Consider the following 17,322-nt stretch of genomic DNA (forward strand, 5'->3'; position numbering starts at 1 on the left):
CTCCGCGTTCGTTCGAGACATCACACTACTGGATATATAGACAGTATTCGACTAGCCTTGCAGGCATGGATCACTATCATGACGACGGCCAGCAAAGAAGCGCTACAGGCCCCTTGAAGGGCCGCGGCGCGACCTATGATCCCGCCAATCGTTTTTCTCCCACCCGAAGCGAACAGGTGGACGACGGCTGGTGGCAAGAGGCAACGCCTGATCGCATCGCCACCGTCACTGCCACCGAGAGCGCCAAGAGCGCGCTGATCCTGCGCGACAAGGACCTGTTGAGTGAACTGGCAAGCCGCCGCCTGGTGCGGGTGATGGTCAGCCTCACCAGCCTTGACACCGAACTCAAGCGTCAGCTGGAGCCGCGCACCGCCTCACCCCGGGCCCGACTCAGGGTCATCGGCGAGCTTGCCGATGCCGGTGTACCGGTGGGCACCCTGGTCTCGCCGGTGATTCCCGGGCTTACCGACCATGAACTCGAGCGCCTGCTTCAGGCCGCCAGGGACGCCGGCGCCAGCACCGCCGGCTGGATGCTGTTGCGACTGCCACGCGAGGTCGCGCCGCTGTTCGAGGCCTGGCTCGAGGCCCACTATCCTGAGCGCGCCGCCAAGGTCATGAGCCTGATTCGCCAGTGTCGCAACGGCCAGGACTACGACAGTCGCTTCGGCCACCGCATGCGCGGCCAGGGCGTCTTCGCCGAACTGCTCGACCAACGCTTCCGCAAGGCCTGCCGTCGCCTGGGCCTCTCTCGACGTAGTGATAGTCGCCTTGATAGTGGCCTTGATAGCGGTCTTGATACTGATAGTGAGCTGGATACCGAGAGCTTCAGGGCGCCCCATCGTCAGGGATCGTTATTTTAGCGAGTCGCCACCGCCTCAAGGCCGCTATGCCCCAGCGCTGGACCCATTGCCGCCTTCCAACTGTCCCTGGCTGCCGCCGGTGCCACCACCTACGCTACAAGGATCCTCTGGAATAACGACCTACAATTAAAATATAAGGAGTTCTGCATGCGCCGCCAGACCAAGGGCCTGCACGCCCTCTACGCCAAGGATCCCGTGGACGCCGATCGCAAGCTGTGGGGGCGGCAGGTGGATCCCGTCAGCCGTCGTGGATTTCTCACCGGCTCCAGCCTGCTGGCCATGAGCGCGGTACTCGGCGCCAGCATTCCCTTCGCACGCTTCATGCCGGGAGGCCTGATTCCCGCAGCCCTGGCCCAGAGCGACGAAGCCTTCGAGATCGAGGGCAAGGAGGGGCTGAGGGTCCTCAACGACCGTCCGATCAACGCCGAGACACCGGCCCATCTGCTCGACGATGACATTACCCCGGCGCGCTACATGTTCGTGCGCAACAACGGCCTGCCCCCGGAGCGAGCCGAGATCGATCCCGCCACCTGGACGCTGGAAATCACCGGCGAGTCGTGCCAGAACCCCGCCACCTTCACCATCGCCGAGCTGAAGGAGCGCTTCTCCGAGCACACCTACCAGCTTCAGGTAGAGTGCGGCGGCAATGGTCGCAGCGAGTACGTCCCCGCCGCCAGCGGCAACCAGTGGACCACCGGTGCGGTGGCCTGCCCGACCTTTACCGGGGTACGACTTCGCGATGTGCTGGAGGCCTGTGGCATCGCCGACGACGCCGTCTATATCGGTTACTACGGCGCCGATCGCCATGCCAGCGGCGCCGCCGACAAAAATGCGATATCTCGCGGTGTGCCGATGGAAAAGGCCCTGGAGGACGAGTCGCTGATCGCCTGGGCGATGAACGGCGAGGACATTCCCTACCAGAACGGCTACCCGCTGCGCCTGGTGTGCGGCGGCTGGCCGGGCTCGGTATCGGGCAAGTGGCTCAAGCAGATCGTCGTGCGCAACCAGAAGCACGATGGAGCCAAGATGGCGCCTCCCTCCTACAGCGTGCCGGCGAACCCGGTGGCACCGGGCACTAAGGTGGCCAAGGAAGACTTCGTCACCATCCAGTCGATGCCGGTGAAGTCCCTGATCACCTACCCGCGATCAGGGATCGAGCACGCCCAGGGCCAGCCGATGGAGGTGCGCGGCCACGCCTGGGCGGGGGATCTGTCGGTATCCGAGGTGCACACCTCCATCGACTTCGGTGCCACCTGGCAGAAGGCCAGCCTCAACGACGCACCCAATCGCCTCGCCTGGCAGCGCTTTACCACCCAGGTCGAGTTCCCCGAGCCAGGCTATTACGAGGTGTGGGCCCGGGCGGTGGACGAAAACGGCCAGTCCCAGCCCATGGTGGTGCCCGGCTGGAACCCCAAGGGCTACCTCAACAACGCCTGTCACCGCATCGCGGTTCAGGTCGGCTGAGGGAGGAGACTGGCATGGGAATTCGTACTACCAGAAGGCATAGGGCATGGTCGTCGACCCGCCCGCTCTTGATGACTGGCCTGCTGCTCGGCGCGGTGCTGTTCAGCCCCTTTGGCCTGGCTCAATCGACAGGCGAGGCCTCTGGGCAAGCCACAGATGCCCCCCTCGAGACCGACCCGGACAGCGGGTTCGTGATGGCCGAGGGCTGGCAGACGGTCAAGGGCAACTGCACCGTCTGCCACTCCGCCGCCCTGGTCACCCAGAACAGGGGGTCACGCGAGCACTGGGCCTACCTGATCGACTGGATGCAGGAAACCCAGGGCCTGTGGCAGTTCAATCCCGAAATGGAAGCCACCATCCTCGACTACCTGTCGACCCACTACGGCCCGAGGACCGATGCCAGGCGGCAGAACCTGCCCAAGCATCTGATGCCGCCGGCACCACAGGCCAGCGAGACCAGCACAGAAGGTTGAAACAACGGACGCGGTCGAAAGGCGGCTGATCGGCCCGATTCTGCGACAGCGGAATCGGGCATCGTATGCTCTGACAGGTAGGGTCAGATGCCCTACCACAGATCCTTCAGCGCAGATCCTTCAGCGCAAGTCCTTGAGCACAGTGCCGCTGGCGAGGATCTGCGCCTCGAGAGTTAACTCACGGAACCGCTCGCAAACCGCCTCGCTTTGCCATTGGCGCATGGCGGGCAACGCGAGGAGTCGCTCGAGGTAGTCGCGAGACGGGCCACCCATGGGCAGGTCGTAGGTTCGCATCCTGAAGGCGATGGGGGCGAAAAAGGCGTCTGCGGCGGTAAACCGCTCGCCGCACAGGTAAGGTCCACCAAAGCGCGTCAAGCCGTCTTCAAACAGTTCGTTCAGCCGATGCAGGTCATCCAGCAGCTCGGGCGTCTTTTCGTTCAAGCGTACGCGCAGCGCGCAGTGCATCGGACACTGCTGCCTGAGAGCACTGAAACCTGAATGCATCTCGGCACAGGCACTTCTGGCCCAGCATCTGGCGTCCACATGCTCAGGCCAGATCTCGGAATGACGCTCGGCCAGGTATTCGATGATGGCCAGCGAGTCCCACACCACCCGTTCGTCATGATGCAGACAGGGAACTCGCCCCGAGGGCGAAAACCGACGAAAGTCGGCGTGACTGTTGCCCTGCTCATCGAAGGGGTGAAAGGCCAGCTCGAAGGGAATCTCGAGCTGGCGAAAGGTCAGCCAGGCCCTCAGCGACCAAGACGACGTCTGTCGATTGGCGATATGCAGCACGTACATGACAGTGCTCCCTGGGTCGCTGACAGCGCCTGTCGCTGCCGGTGACGTTGATCAAGCCGCCAGCGACATCTCGTAGCCGGTGTACTTGCGAAGATTGATCACTCCGGTATCGAAGATCAGATACTGGCCCTTGATTCCCATCAGCGTGCCCTCGACTCGCGGATTCTTGTCGAGGTTGTGAGACGTGACCTTGGTGGGGTACTCCAGTACCGGGTAGTCGAAGCGACGTGGGCTGCCGTCCAGGGGACGGATAGCATCGGCGCCGAAGCGCTCGCGTAGATCGCCCAGCCCCGCCGACAGCCTCTCCAGCAGACGGTCGCGCTCTGCGGCCAGATCCAGTTCCTCGACCTGGCCCTTGAGCATCGCCCGCCAGTTGGTGCGATCCGACACCTCGTTCTTGAACAGCACCTCGACGAAGCCAGACTGCTGGCGGCTGTCCACCTCGAGGATCGGCAACGCCTGAATCGCGCCCTGGTCGAGCCAGCGCGTCGGCATCTGGGTATTGCGGGTGATCCCGACCTTGAGCCCGGAAGCGTTGGACAGGTAGACGACGTGGGGCTGGAAGCAGAACCGCTCGCCCCACTCGGGCTCGCGACAGGTCCCCTCGAAAAAGTGGCACAGCTCGGGCTTCATGATGCAGCTGTCACACTGGGCCAGGCGCTTGAAGCAGGGATAGCAGTGGCCTTGCCCGAAGCTCTTCCTGGTCGCACGCCCACAGTGGGTACAGGCGATCGCCCCGCTCCACTCGAGACGCAGGGTGCGGCCCAGGTAGTCGTTGAGCGGCAGACGGTTCTCGCCGGCCTTGAGGGTGTAGCGCGCGGGGGAGTCGGGTTCGACCCCCATCTTGGACAGACATCCGTGGGCAAGTACTTCAGTCACGACTAGCATCCCGGGCGAGCCCCGCCATGTCTTCGGAAACCCCGGCACTGCTCGATGGCCCACCGGGCCCAGCGCCGCAGGTGCGTTGCTCCAGGTAGCCGATGCGGCTCTCCTCGGGCACATTGTTGTCGTGCTCGTAGCGCATCACGGCTTCCATGCACAGCTCGATCTGCTCGGCCGTCAGCATTCGCCCGTCCGGCCACTTGCGCAGCGACACCGCCTGCTTGAGGCTCTGGTAGATCGACGGCGTCATCTGGGAAATCATTCGCTCGAAGGTCATGTCGCTCATGGCATCGCTCTAGTGAAGACGTGATTTGCGGGAATGATACCAGCCCAGCACCAGCCCCACGAGCAGACCGCCCAGGTGCGCCTCGTTGGCCACATTGCCAAAGCCCACCAGCCCGGCGACGTCGGTCATGGTGAAGACCATCCAGCCGAGCATGAACAGCACCAGCATCTGCGGCACGAAGAAGCCGCTGGCCGGCGCGCGACGGGACATCAACCAGACGTAGCCAAGCAACGCAAAGTCGACGCCCGACATGCCACCGAACAGCACCGTGCCGGTGGCGTACTGGGCCAGGTTGCCGGCAAGCCCCGCCACCACCACCAGCGTCAGCATGCGCAATGGGCCATGCAGGGTCTCCACCTGACGGCCGAAATACCACAACCACATCATGTTGAAGATCAGGTGCATCCAGCCGAAATGCAGGAAGATCGGCGACAGCGGGCGCCATACCTGCCCCGCCGCCAGCGCATCGGGGATACTGCCGACGGCCAGCGCCCCGCCACGGATGCCCACAGGCACGATCGCCAGCCACGCCAGCACCATGTCTCCCCACACAGCGATGGCACCAAACACCACCAGACACAGCCCGAGCACCGACAAGGTGACCGGATGCTGGCGCAGCAGCGGCCACCAGTGACGTGCCGGTCTCGGCTTCGAGGCACTCGGCGCGGGTATCGCCTCTCCACGCTGCCAGCGAGTGATCACCTCGGCCAGAGCGTCCTGTTGTTTCGGGTCCATCAGCCACAGTACCTGGCCGTCGTCCTCGTCGGTGATACGGTGTCCGATGCGGTGCGACCAGAGCGCCTGTCGCAGCTCGCGAGTATCGATATCGTGGGGGATCAGCATGACCCGGAACATGGCGTCTCCAGCGCGAAAAAGGGTGGCGGCCCAGAGATGATGGCCTGAAATGACGTTGGCCGGTAGGGGCAGCGGTCACACGCGGCACAGATGGGCGAAAGGCCCGACGGCAAGCCGGGCATGGCAGGATGTCTTTTTCATCCACACAGAAAAAGTCCGGCGGAGGGGGCCGCCGGACAAGAGCAAGGGATCATTCAAGGGAACACCTACTCAGACGCCGCTTTTGACAAAGGGTTCAGTCGGCTGCCCGACTTTAATGTAACGTTTTGTATCAGTCGAAGACGATCTCTCGGGGCAAGGGCCTCGCACGCACATCCCTGGGCACCGGCACCCATACAAAGTGGTTGGCGTCGAGGCGGGATTCAAAGCTGTAGCGATAGGCCACCAGTCGACCGAACTTCACCGCGCTGTAGTCGAGACAGGCAATATTCGGTGCCGGCAAGGCCGGGACGCCTTCGCACCAGTAGTGGCCGATGAACAGCGGGGGCTGGTCGGGGCCATAGTAGCTGAGGCTGGCCCGTTCGCTGTCGCTCAACGGCCGGTCCTCGAGGTCTCCCGGTAGATTGTCCGGCTGGAACACCACGTCACCCCAGGTGCGAGGGTCTCGTGCCCAGAAGTGGGTCCGAAAGCTTCGTCGAGTGAAACCGTCTCCGGAATGGATAACCGTGTCCCCGGGCAGGTCGATGGAACCGCCGCGGGTCAGGCGCTCGAGGATCCTCGACTCTTCGGTACCCGGGCTCGAGGCCTGGAGCAGGAAGTCGTGGTCCAGACAGCCGTCGGGCCGGAGCTGCCTGAAGGATTCGATCAGGCGGTCGTCCCAGCAGGCGTGGACCACCCGGATGCCGTCGATCTCGAGACACAGGGGGATCTGGCGAAACCACGCCAGGGCATCATCCCACTCCTGGGGGTGGTCATGGTACTGCTCGAGGGTTTCACGAATGATGCGGTTGTGACGCGGTGTATGCGGGCGTAGCCATTCCCTGCCGTGCTCAGGCGGGGCCTTCTGGGTGTACGTCAGGGCATTGATCTCGTGATTGCCCAGCACGATATAGGCCTCGCCCTCTTCCACCATGCGTCTGGCGATGGAGACCGCCAGGCGGATACGCGGGCCACGGTCGATCAGGTCCCCGAGGAAGATCGCCTTGCGCTGGGGATGACGATAGACACCGCCACGCAGGTGATACCCCAGCCGTTCCAGCAGCGCCGCCAGGGTGGCGCCGCAGCCATGAACGTCACCGATCAGGTCGTAGCCGTCCAGTCGCCTGCTCACGTCAATCTCCCAGCCTGTTGCTCCAGCCCAGCTTGCTGCGCAGGACGTCATAGAAGTTGTGACCCAGAGGGTGCACCAGTTGAACGTTCTGGGGCTTGCGCCGGATCACCAGAACATCATCGGGCTTGGCCACGGCACGGGTCTGGCCGTCACAGCTGATGTGGGGATAGGTCTGGTTGGTCTCACCGATATGACAGCGTATCTCGCAGCCGGCGTCGATCACGATGGGCCGGCTCGAAAGGGTGTGCGGGAACATCGGCACCAGCGTCACCACGTCGAGCTTCGGATGCATGATCGGGCCACCGCCGGACATGGCGTAGGCGGTGGAACCGGTCGGCGTGGCGATGATCAGGCCATCGCTGCGCTGGCTGTAGACGAACTGGCCATCGATGAACAGTTCGAACTCGATCATCCGCACCGCCTTGCCCGGGTGCAGTACCACTTCATTGAGGGCATCGCCGCTGCCCACCAGGGAATCCCCGCGGTAGAGCTCGGCGTCGAGCAGAAAGCGCTGTTCGACCTCGTACTGTCCCGCCAGCACCTCACCGACACGGGCCTCGAGTTCATCTGGCGAGATATCGGTCAAGAAGCCCAGCCGTCCACGATTGACCCCCAGCACCAGGGTTCCGCTGCGACACAGGGTGCGGGCCGCGCCCAGCAGGCTGCCGTCGCCCCCGACCACGATCACCAGATCACACAGTTCGCCGAGCATGCGGCGACTGGCCTCGGCATGGCCACGTTCCAGCAACGCCGAGGCGGTACGGTCTTCCACGATCACGTGGTAGCCGGCGTCATCCAGAAAACGAATCAGCCGCTTGAGGGTCTCGACCACCTTGGCGCTGCCCAGGCGCCCGATCAGTCCGATGTTCTTGAACGATTGCATCCACGCATCCTTCCCTTGGCGACCGCTCATTATGGCGAGGGGGGCCTGGCGGAGCAAACCGCGCCCGGCGCCTCAGGCCAACGCATGGCCCAGATCGATGATCACCCAGACTAACGATCAATTAGACCGGCGCCGTCCTGTGACGCCGCTGCCACCAGGCGTTGAGCCACAGCGAACCGGCGATGATGGCGCCTCCCATGGCCAGACGCACCAGATCAGCCTCGCGGTTCCAGATCACCAGGTTCACCGCAAGGCCAGCAGGAATCAGCATGTTGTTCATGATCGCCAGGGCGCCTGCATCCACCCGCACGGCGCCCAGGTTCCACAGGAAGTAGCCGAGCCCCGAGGCGACCAGTCCCAGCCACAGCAGCACCCCCCACTGCAGGGGTGTCGTCGGCAGCCCCGAGGTGCTTCCCAACAGCGCGAAGGCCGGCAGCGCTATGCAGGCCGCACCCAGGTAGAACCAGGCGAATACATGGTGGCGAGGCAAAGAGGGGGGCAGTGCCGCCGACAGGCGCCGATAGCCGACCTGCCCCATGGCAAAGCAGAGATTGGCCCCCTGCACCACCAGGAATCCCAGCCAGAAGTCGTCGTTGACGCCCTTGTAGCGAATGACCGCCGCGCCGATCACCGCAAGCCCTGCAGTGACCAGATGGAAGGGAGTGAAACGACCAAACGCCAGGTCATCCAGAATGGCGATGTACAGCGGCGTGAAGATGGTGAACAGCAGCACCTCCGGCACCGACAGGAGCACGAAGGACTGGTAGAAGAAGATGTACATGATGCCAAGCTGGACGGCACCAAGTGCCATCAGCGCGAGCTTGTGGCGCAGATCGAGCAGGCCGGGCTTCAACAACGGCAGGAACACCAGCGCCGCCAGCCCCACCCGCATCATCACCGCGAAATAGCTGTCCACCTGACCGGCCAGATAGACGCCAATCAGCGAAAACGAGAACGCCCACAGGGCGGTGACCACCACCAGATAGCCCACCGTAAACTCCCACTAGTCAAAAAGGTTTACGGCAGTATACGCGAACACCCTCTCCGGCCCAACGCTTGCCCCCCCTGAGCCCTGCTCGCCTCAATGATTGACCTGCTTCAACCACCAGGCCCCGTACGCCACCCCAGGCAGCCAGCCCAGCAGGGTCAGCAGGAACGCAATCGCGATCCGGCGCGAACCACCTTCGGCTACCGCCACCGCCAGCGGGGGCATTAGCAGCACCAGCACCATCAAGGCGAGCCGGGCCGCTGGCGACGCCATCAACGCCGACGCCACCTGGGGCGAGGATGTCATGGGCTCGTCACTGGTTCTGGACGCATGCGCATCGGTGCCTTCCTTCTGTTCGGGCACAGGCGGTGGGGTGAAGTGCTCCACCGCCGGGCTATCTGCCGGGCTATTTGAAGGGCTATTTGAAGGGCTATCCATCGCCCCAGCCTGCGCACGCTGCGGCTGCGCGTCACGCGCTGCCTGCTCCTGGGCCTGGCGATGGGCCTCGGCGTCAATCTTCTGCTCCAGGCTTTCCGCGCCTTCGGCCAGGACATCGTGGTAACGCTCCCAGTCTTCCCAGTCATGGGGTGTCCCGGCCCTGGGACGATGGTCGTGGGACTCCCGCGCTCGGTCCCAGGCCTTTTCCTCGAGGGTGTTGGGCCTTTCCTTGTCTCGCTCACCGTCGAGCCCCTTGCGGGCCAGATACTCTCGCGCGTCCATCAGAGAACTTACCTCCAGGGTCGAATGACGCCACCGGTATCTCCGATGGCCCATTTCAGTGTGCCAATACAGGCTTTGATGTAACAGCAACGCCTGATTGATAGAGAAACCCGCCTCAACTGTCCTACTGTTTTGATAGAGGTCACCCCCACGGGTTCCCCACAGCGCCATCTTCAGCTCCCAGGAGAGACATCATGCAGGAAAGACAGGTCGAGATCGCCATTATCGGAGCAGGAAGCGCCGGCCTTGGTGCCTGGCACGCGGCGCGACAACATACCGACAAGCTGGTGCTGATCGAATCCGGCGCCTACGGCACAACCTGCGCACGGGTCGGCTGCATGCCGTCCAAGCTGCTGATTTCCGCCGCCGACGTGGCCCAGCAGGCACGTGACTCCGAGGGCTTCGGGGTCAAGGTCAGCGGCGTCAGCGTCGACGGCCCCGCAGTCATGCAACGCCTCCAGCGGGAGCGGGATCGTTTCGTCGGCAGCGTACTGAGTTCGATGTCCCGCATCGAGGAAGACGACCGCATCGTCGGTGCCGCTCGCTTCGAAGACGCCAACACCCTGGTGGTGGGCGACCATACGCGTATCAAGGCCAAGCGCATCGTCATCGCCACCGGCTCCCGCCCCTCCTGGCCCGACTTTCTCAATGCCGCCGGGGATCGCCTGATCATCAACGACGACCTGTTCGAATGGGATGACCTGCCCGAGTCGGTGGTGGTATTCGGGCCCGGCGTCATCGGCCTTGAACTCGGTCAGGCGCTGCACCATCTGGGCGTGCGAGTGCGCATGTTCGGCGTCGGCGGCGCCATCGGTCCTCTCGGCGATCCCGATCTCAAGGCGCTCGCCGACAAGGAGTTCAACACAGGGTTTCCGCTGGACCCCGACGCCACCGTCAAGAAGGTCGACCGGGACGGCGATCAGGTGGTGGTGACCTTCCACTGTCGCGACAGCAACACCGAGAAGACCGAGCGTTTCGACTACCTGCTGGCGGCCACCGGACGCCGGCCCAACGTGGACAAGCTGGACCTGCCGAAGACCGGGCTGGAACTCAACGACCGCGGTGTGCCGGTGTTCGACCGGCTGACCATGCAGTGTCGCTTCGATGACGGTTCGCCCGCACCAATCTTTATCGCCGGTGATGCCAACCAGGATCTTCCCCTGCTGCACGAGGCGTCCGACGAGGGACGCATCGCAGGCGAAAACGCCGGACGCTACCCGGATATTCGCGCCGGTCGCAGGCGTACTCCGTTGGCGGTGGTGTTTACCGATCCGCAGATGGCAAGCGCTGGAGTAGGCTACGCTGAACTCAAGCGTCGGGATGAACAACTGACCAACGTGGCCATCGGCGAGGTCTCGTTCGAGGATCAGGGACGGTCCACGGTGATGCGGCAGAACCGAGGCATGCTGAGGCTTTACGCAGAGCACGGCTCGGGAATTCTTCTCGGCGCGGAAATGTTCGGCCCAAGGGCGGAACACCTGGGCCACCTGTTGGCCTGGTCCATCGACCAACGATTGACCGTGGATCGCCTGCTGGAAATGCCCTTCTACCACCCGGTGGTCGAAGAAGGCCTGAGAACAGCACTGAGGGACCTCAACGTGCATCTGCGCAGGGGTCCGGCGATCACCGAACGCTGCCTGGAGTGCGGTCCAGGCGCTTGACGGTCAAGGGCCCGACGCATGGCGCCGGGCCGCTTCAAAGGAGAGCGGTTATGCCACACAAGGCACCTCCATCGATCGTCCGGGACATCATGTCCAAGGACTGCTACCGCGTCAGCGGCAAGACCTCCATTTCCACCCTGGCGGAAGGTCTCGCTCTGCACCGATTGCCAGGGGCCCCGGTGGTGGACAACGGCGATCACCTGATCGGCTTCATCTCCGAGCAGGACGTGCTGGGCAAGGTGATCGAGAGCCTCTATCTGGATCACGAGGCACCGCTGGTCCATGAAATGATGCGTAACGAAGTCCTGTCGGTATCTCCCACCAAGAGCATCGTCGACCTGGCCCAGGAAATGCTGGGAGCAAAACCCAAGGTGTATCCCGTCACCGAACAGGGCCGACTGGTGGGTATCGTCACCCGCCGCGACGTGCTTACCGCCGTGCTCACCATGCGACGCCATCAACGAAGCGCCTGACCCCTCCTGTTGCGTAACACCTTCTATAGACGCCCACCGCCGGCATCACGATGCCGGCGGTGGGCGTGCTGTCGGTAGCGCCAACGCTGACACCATTGCCTGGCACCATCGCCTGGCACCACCGCCTTGCATCGGCCTCCTCGATCCTCCAGATGCCCCTGGCACTTGTGCAAACCGTAAGGGCGTTCATGGAGCATGCCTGATATGCCCCGGGCTCACAGGTAAGGGAGAGAGGGAGAGCACCTTCGCCAAAGCAAAAAAAACGCCCCATGGAAGCCATGAGGCGCAACGATCGATTTAGCAAACCAGATCAACACTGCTAACGACTGCCATCGCGCATGCTGTCTGTACCACATATGACAGTCGTCACCAGAAAAGTTCTCCTTTCATCGAAAATTTTTTTTCCTCCCCTAGGCCGGACGGTGCACAGCGGTGAGAGAAGCGCCCTACTGACCACAGCGTTCTGCGTCGGTTCCAAGGTCTGTGGCAAGAGATCGACGCTGCCACTACGCGACGACCAACAATGGGCACCGCCGGCCAGGTCAATCAGGGAATGGCATCAAGGATGTCGTCAACAGCGGCCAGCGTGAGGCGCCCGCCGGCACAGGCACCGGTATCCAGATGCAGAACATTGCCAAGCCACAGCGGTGCCTCGACGATGGTGTGCCCCACCACCACCGCATCGACGCCCTCGACGCGGGTCGAGTCCAGGCTGCCGCCGCTGTCACGTCGGAATCTACGCCGCGACCATAGCAGGTGCTCGGCCGGGGTCTGCTCGATCTGGCCCCAGTCGTCGGGTGGATCGGCGTGCACTACGCCCAGGCGACGTTGTCCCGCGACGACTTCCCGAGCCAGCGGAAGATGCGGGCGGGCGGCATTCATGGTGCTACGGGCCTCCTCGACGCCATCGAGAAAGACCCAGTTACCGCCATTGCGCTGCCACAGATCCCAGGCCATTCCTCCGCCTTCGGCCAGGGCGGTGATCGCCATCTGTTCGTGATTGCCCATCACCGCAAAGCACCAAGGCTCGAGCGCCAGCGTCAGACAGGCGAGCGATGCCTCTCCCCTGTCGACCAGATCACCGACGCAGAACAGCCGGTCCCGGGCGACATCGAAGTCGACTCTCTCCAGCGCTTCCATCAACTGGGCGTACTGGCCGTGCACGTCACCGACGACGTAATCACGCCCCTTGCGGTTTGGTCCATGACGGATACAGCGCATGAGTCTTCTCCCGCCCCAGTGCGAGCTCAGGCTTGACGCCATCGCAACATTCGTCCTATGTTTCTTTTACAGAACGTTCGATAAATGGAACAACAGCTCAACCGAACAGTGACCTCATGATCGAGCCCTTCTCCCAAGCTAGCTTCTCAAGCGACGACACGCTGCATGCCGAAGCACTCGGCCGGCATCTTCAGCATCTGCGCCAATTGCGTGGCTGGTCGCTATCCCGCCTGGCCAGCGACGCCGGCGTCGCCAAGTCGAACCTGTCTCGGCTGGAGCAGGGCAACGGCAACCCTACCCTGGACACCCTGTGGCGCCTGGCGAGCTGTCTCGAGGTGCCTTTCGGCACCCTGATAAAGCCCGTGACCACGGCGCTGGATGATCAGGGCGTGCAGGTCCAGTTGATCGATCAGGGCGATAGCCAACCGGCCGTCGACGTCTACTGGATGCGCCTGGACCCTGACGTCTATCGGCTCAGCGAAGCCCACCCCGCTGGCGTGCACGAGACCGTCACGGTGATCTCCGGCCGGTTGACCACCGGCCCCGAGCACGAGAGCCAAACTCTGGGCCCGGGCCAGAGCGTCACCTTCGCGGCGGATCGTCCACACCTCTACGCGTCCGACAACCAAGCCACTTCCGCCACCCTGACCATCGTCTACCATCCACCGGAAACCTCTCGATGACCACCACGACGACTCCTTTGCGTGCCAGCCCCTGGGTGACCGGCGTCCGCGAGGCGATCCCGCTGCTCGGCGGCTATATCCCCATCGCCATCTCCTTTGGCCTGGTAGCCGTCCAGGCGGGCTTCAGTGCCTGGGAAGCCGTCGCCATCTCTACCCTGATCTATGCCGGCGCCTCCCAGTTCGTGTTCGTCGGCATGGTGGCAGGTGGCGCTCCTCTATGGCTGGTGGTCGCCATGACCCTGTTGATCAATGTTCGCCACGTGGTCTACGCCCCGAACCTTGCCGCCTCGATGACCACGAGCCGCTGGTGGCCTGCACTGATGCACGGTCTGACCGACCAGGTCTTCGCCCTGGCGCTGACGCGTCTGCCGCAACTGCCGGAGGCGGCTCGGCTTGGCTGGTACACCGGCGCCGCCCTGCTGGCCTGGCTGGCCTGGATCGCAGGTACCGCCGTGGGTGCACTGGGGGGCGAATGGGTGGTGGAACGCTGGCCGCTGCTGGGCGAGGTGATGCCCTTTGCCCTGCCTGCCCTGTTTCTCGTGCTGGTGGTGCCTCGCCTGTCCAGCTTCCGCTGGGGCCTGGCGACCCTGGTGACCATCGCCGCAGGCGCCCTGCTGGCGGTGCTGGGGGTGGCCAATGCCGGCATCCCCCTGGCGGCTCTGTGCGGCGCACTTTGCTTCTTTATCGTCAAACGTTCACCGGTCACAAGGAGTCGATCATGACCACTATGCTGTGGATGGCGGTGGTAGCGACCACCCTGGGCACCCTGCTAATGCGAATGGCGCCCCTGATATGGATGCGCCGTCGTCTCGCCGAGCGCCAGACGGAAGACAGCGTCGAACCGATGCCGCAGTGGCTGTCGGTGCTGGGGCCTTTGATGATCGCCGCCGTGCTGGGCGTCTCGTTGGTACCAACACAGCCGAACATCGCCAGCTGGAGCGCCACTGGCGTGGGAGTACTGGCGACGCTTGCGGTATGGTATCGAACGCGATCGCTGGGCTGGCCGGTCGCTGCCGGCGTGGCCGCCTACGGACTGACGCTGGTATTGGCCGGTTCGCTCTGACACTCAAGTCGACGCTGACACTCAAATCGACGCTGACACTAAAAGGCCTACCGGGTATTGCTGTCCGCAACCCAAGCGGTCTTGCCTTTTCCTTTCCCTGTGCCTATTTCCGTCTGGCCCGCACCGAATGGTGGCGGGCCGCTGCCTTCCTGCCCCCAACTCGCCGTGTTCCATCGTTTGACCCGCAGGCTTTTCCTGCGCGGCCAGGCGCTCTCCCTTATTTATGCGCGCAAGATACTAAAGCTTGGCCGATATCGGCCGATACTCGTTTGGCTCCAGTGCCGGCTCCAGGATGGAAAAGGCATTTTAAAAAGAAAAAACAAGAACCTGCTTCGACCTTGCTCCCAGCACCTTCCACTCCCGAGGTAACTTGATGGTATCGGCCAGAAGAATAAGCGCCCTGTATCGCGCACTGAATAGCCACACCGCCTGTATTGTCTTTCGTCCCGACGGCACCATCCGCGAAGCCAGTGATGCCTTTCTTGCCACCGTCGGCTATCGGCTCGATCAGATACGCGGCCAGCACCACCGCATGTTCTGCCCGCCAGAGGTGCATCAGGACCCCGCCTACGAGGCATTCTGGCGGGGGCTGGCGGACGGCCAGTCGAAAACCGGCACCTTTCGCCGCATCGACGCCAATGGCAATCCGTTATGGCTGGAGGCGACCTACCTTCCTGTGCGCTCCGCTCGAGGCAAGATTCACTACATTCTCAAGATTGCCAATGACGTCACCGACGATCGCCTTGCGGCGTCCGGTCAGGATGCTGTGCTCAGCGCCCTCGACGCGTCCATGGCGGTGATCGAATTCACACCGGAAGGCGAAATACTGCGTGCCAACGGCAACTTCCTGACCACGATGGGCTATCGTCTCGACGACATCCTTGGACGGCATCACAGGATGTTCTGCGACGACACCTTCTACCGAGATCACCCCGACTTCTGGCAGGAACTGGCCGCCAACACCTTCAAGCAGGGACGCTTCAGACGCATAACCGCCAGTGGGCGCACCGTCTGGCTCGAGGCCACCTACAACCCGGTGATCGACGAAACCGGCCGGGTGACACGCGTCGTCAAGTTTGCCACCGACATCACCCGCTCTGTCGAGGCCGAAGATGCCGCTCGCAGTGCCGTGGAGTCCGCCCGAGTCACCGCGGAGCAGACCGAGACCATCGCCGACAATGGTCTGGTCCAGCTCGAAGAGGCTGTCGAGTCGTCGCGCCAGGCCGCCGACGAGATCAAGGCGACCCAAGCCATCGTGGCCGCCCTGGAGGAGCAGACGCGAGCGATCAACAACATCACCGACTCCATCTCACGGATCGCCCAGCAGACCAACCTGCTGGCGCTGAATGCCGCGGTCGAAGCGGCGCGCGCTGGCGAGCATGGCCGCGGATTTGCGGTGGTGGCCCAGGAGGTTCGCGAACTGTCCCAGGGCTCCACCCGCGCCGCCGAGCAGATCACCCAGGTGCTCAACGACAACAACCAACGCATTCGACTGGCCAACCAGAAGATCACCGAGGTGGCCACCCGCAGTGACCTCAGCCAGCAACGGGTCGGCGAGGCGCAACTGGTGATACGCGAGATCCTGGACGGCGCCCACAACGTCTCGGCGGCGATTCGCAAGCTCTGATCGTGGCGTGTGATGGGCACCACTACCGCACCGCAGTCATTGCCGCCACTAGCAAGCCACATGACTGCGGCGTGGCTCCGGGCTCGTCCGGTTGACGAAAATCACGCCGCGCGAGCCTTTTGCTTGCAAGGCGTAACCAACGGAGATTACTATCAAAAACGCCTTGCGGGTGTAGCTCAATGGTAGAGCAGAAGCTTCCCAAGCTTAAGACGAGGGTTCGATTCCCTTCACCCGCTCCAGGGCCTCCCCTTTCTCGGTCACAGTGCTCTTGCATCCTTGCTTAGCAAGCTGACCCGCTACGCCCCTTATTTCGCTGCGCCCTTTAGTTCGCTTCGCTCTGCCTTTCACAGCGCTCCCTTCCCGCTGCGCGCTCCCCTGACCTATCCCTCATCCTGCGATCAGGCGTCGTTTTCGAGCACTGTCTCGTGCTTTGGCCTTGCCTATTCAGCGCCCCGGGTACTGCGGGCCCCGGCATGTCGCCATTCATGCCGCTACCGCTGAATCGGCCTCATACTTAAAGACTACGCCCCCCCTTCGATGGGCCCCTGTTCAAGCTCGGTTTTCGCACGCTAGGCTGGCGCCACAATCATAAAGTCGTGGGGACGCCGTATGCCTTTTTACCGCCACACCCTGCTGCTGACGCCTGTCTGGCTGCTGGTGAGCACACTTGCCATGGCCGATGGCGCGAGGGATAGCTGCGATCAGCGCGCGCAGGCACTCGAGCATGACCTCGCCTTCGCTCGTCATGCCGAGGACACCGCACGGGTGAATGAGCTGGAACTCGCCCTGGATGGTGTCCGAAGCGGCTGCACCAGCGAAGACGTGCTCAGCCAGGCCGAGTCACGCGTACGTGAGGGTCAGCAGATGGTGGAACAGCGCCAGCAGGAGTTGAACGAGGCCTTCGACGAAGGTGATATCGGCCAGATAACGCGTAAACGCGAGGCTCTCGAGGTCGCCATCGAGGTGCTCAACGCTCGCATCGCCGCGCTCAAGGTGCTGCTGCCGTCGGCCAGTTGAACCTTGTACGGCTGACATTCGAGGGACAGTGCCAGCCGCAGAGCGTCAAGCGCTGGTCGCACCGCCAGTCTGACAATCGGCTGTCGGGATGCTTG

19 protein-coding genes and 1 tRNA gene are annotated in these 17,322 nt (G+C 63.3%); 11 read left to right on the forward strand and 9 right to left on the reverse strand.

All coding sequences use genetic code 11. From position 1 onward, the window contains the following. Positions 1 to 65: 65 nt before the first annotated feature. From NFI08_RS20375 to NFI08_RS20385, 3 genes are all read left to right on the forward strand, one after another. Positions 66 to 860: a radical SAM protein gene (locus tag NFI08_RS20375; RefSeq protein WP_349591376.1), complete on the forward strand. Its 795-nt coding sequence runs from the start codon at positions 66 to 68 to the stop codon at positions 858 to 860. A 147-nt stretch (positions 861 to 1,007) separates the two neighbouring features. Beyond that, entirely contained in the window at positions 1,008 to 2,324 is a 1,317-nt protein-coding gene (locus NFI08_RS20380) for a sulfite oxidase (protein WP_349591377.1), read from the forward strand. Between the two features lie 14 nt (positions 2,325 to 2,338). Continuing rightward, positions 2,339 to 2,797: a hypothetical protein gene (locus NFI08_RS20385; protein ID WP_349591378.1), complete on the forward strand. Its 459-nt coding sequence runs from the start codon at positions 2,339 to 2,341 to the stop codon at positions 2,795 to 2,797. 120 nt (positions 2,798 to 2,917) lie between these two features. On the opposite strand, the gene NFI08_RS20390 is transcribed toward NFI08_RS20385, so the two are convergent. From NFI08_RS20390 to NFI08_RS20425, 8 genes are all read right to left on the reverse strand, one after another. Next, on the reverse strand, positions 2,918 to 3,598 hold the full coding sequence (locus tag NFI08_RS20390; RefSeq protein ID WP_349591379.1) for a glutathione S-transferase family protein: 681 nt from the start codon (positions 3,596 to 3,598) through the stop codon (positions 2,918 to 2,920). A 51-nt stretch (positions 3,599 to 3,649) separates the two neighbouring features. After that, entirely contained in the window at positions 3,650 to 4,486 is an 837-nt protein-coding gene (locus NFI08_RS20395) for a DUF2797 domain-containing protein (protein WP_502881144.1), read from the reverse strand. Beyond that, on the reverse strand, positions 4,470 to 4,766 hold the full coding sequence (locus NFI08_RS20400) for a YeaC family protein (protein WP_045994422.1): 297 nt from the start codon (positions 4,764 to 4,766) through the stop codon (positions 4,470 to 4,472). The genes NFI08_RS20395 and NFI08_RS20400 overlap by 17 nt, the downstream gene beginning before the upstream one ends. Positions 4,767 to 4,775: 9 nt before the next feature. Beyond that, entirely contained in the window at positions 4,776 to 5,621 is an 846-nt protein-coding gene (locus NFI08_RS20405; protein ID WP_349591380.1) for a rhomboid family intramembrane serine protease, read from the reverse strand. Between the two features lie 271 nt (positions 5,622 to 5,892). Beyond that, on the reverse strand, positions 5,893 to 6,879 hold the full coding sequence (locus NFI08_RS20410) for a metallophosphoesterase (RefSeq protein WP_108133024.1): 987 nt from the start codon (positions 6,877 to 6,879) through the stop codon (positions 5,893 to 5,895). Positions 6,880 to 6,892: 13 nt separating this feature from the next. Continuing rightward, entirely contained in the window at positions 6,893 to 7,774 is an 882-nt protein-coding gene (locus tag NFI08_RS20415) for an NAD(+) kinase (protein ID WP_108132991.1), read from the reverse strand. A gap of 121 nt (positions 7,775 to 7,895) precedes the next feature. Beyond that, entirely contained in the window at positions 7,896 to 8,765 is an 870-nt protein-coding gene (locus NFI08_RS20420; RefSeq protein ID WP_045994414.1) for a DMT family transporter, read from the reverse strand. Positions 8,766 to 8,855: 90 nt separating this feature from the next. Continuing rightward, a complete protein-coding gene (locus tag NFI08_RS20425) occupies positions 8,856 to 9,482 on the reverse strand; it encodes a YqaE/Pmp3 family membrane protein (protein ID WP_349591381.1) in 627 nt (208 codons plus the stop codon). A 194-nt stretch (positions 9,483 to 9,676) separates the two neighbouring features. On the opposite strand from NFI08_RS20425, the gene NFI08_RS20430 reads away from it, so the two are divergent. After that, the gene (locus NFI08_RS20430; RefSeq protein ID WP_045994412.1) at positions 9,677 to 11,143 is read left to right on the forward strand and encodes a dihydrolipoyl dehydrogenase; all 1,467 of its coding nucleotides are present in this window, start codon (positions 9,677 to 9,679) and stop codon (positions 11,141 to 11,143) included. A gap of 50 nt (positions 11,144 to 11,193) precedes the next feature. Then, positions 11,194 to 11,616: a CBS domain-containing protein gene (locus tag NFI08_RS20435; protein WP_045994411.1), complete on the forward strand. Its 423-nt coding sequence runs from the start codon at positions 11,194 to 11,196 to the stop codon at positions 11,614 to 11,616. 546 nt (positions 11,617 to 12,162) lie between these two features. Here the strand turns inward: NFI08_RS20435 and NFI08_RS20440 are convergent. Then, complete coding sequence (locus NFI08_RS20440) at positions 12,163 to 12,837, reverse strand: metallophosphoesterase (RefSeq protein ID WP_108448875.1); 675 nt, start codon at positions 12,835 to 12,837, stop codon at positions 12,163 to 12,165. A gap of 116 nt (positions 12,838 to 12,953) precedes the next feature. Between NFI08_RS20440 and NFI08_RS20445 the strand changes: the two genes are divergently transcribed. The 6 genes from NFI08_RS20445 to NFI08_RS20470 all read left to right on the forward strand — a co-directional run bounded on the left by NFI08_RS20445 (position 12,954) and on the right by NFI08_RS20470 (position 17,227). Further along, entirely contained in the window at positions 12,954 to 13,520 is a 567-nt protein-coding gene (locus tag NFI08_RS20445) for a helix-turn-helix domain-containing protein (protein ID WP_108448874.1), read from the forward strand. After that, positions 13,517 to 14,242, forward strand: a complete 726-nt coding sequence (locus NFI08_RS20450; RefSeq protein WP_108448873.1) for an AzlC family ABC transporter permease — start codon at positions 13,517 to 13,519, stop codon at positions 14,240 to 14,242. Before NFI08_RS20445 ends, NFI08_RS20450 begins: the two co-directional genes overlap by 4 nt. Beyond that, entirely contained in the window at positions 14,239 to 14,583 is a 345-nt protein-coding gene (locus NFI08_RS20455) for an AzlD domain-containing protein (protein WP_108448872.1), read from the forward strand. Before NFI08_RS20450 ends, NFI08_RS20455 begins: the two co-directional genes overlap by 4 nt. Before the next feature lie 373 nt (positions 14,584 to 14,956). Beyond that, on the forward strand, positions 14,957 to 16,210 hold the full coding sequence (locus NFI08_RS20460) for a methyl-accepting chemotaxis protein (RefSeq protein WP_108132999.1): 1,254 nt from the start codon (positions 14,957 to 14,959) through the stop codon (positions 16,208 to 16,210). Positions 16,211 to 16,375: 165 nt separating this feature from the next. After that, positions 16,376 to 16,449 (forward strand) — tRNA-Gly (locus NFI08_RS20465). A 370-nt stretch (positions 16,450 to 16,819) separates the two neighbouring features. Next, on the forward strand, positions 16,820 to 17,227 hold the full coding sequence (locus NFI08_RS20470; protein ID WP_108450173.1) for a DUF1090 domain-containing protein: 408 nt from the start codon (positions 16,820 to 16,822) through the stop codon (positions 17,225 to 17,227). Positions 17,228 to 17,322: the final 95 nt, after the last annotated feature.

This window comes from Halomonas sp. EF61 (genome assembly GCF_040147045.1).
In the GTDB taxonomy this organism is placed as follows: domain Bacteria; phylum Pseudomonadota; class Gammaproteobacteria; order Pseudomonadales; family Halomonadaceae; genus Halomonas; species Halomonas litopenaei.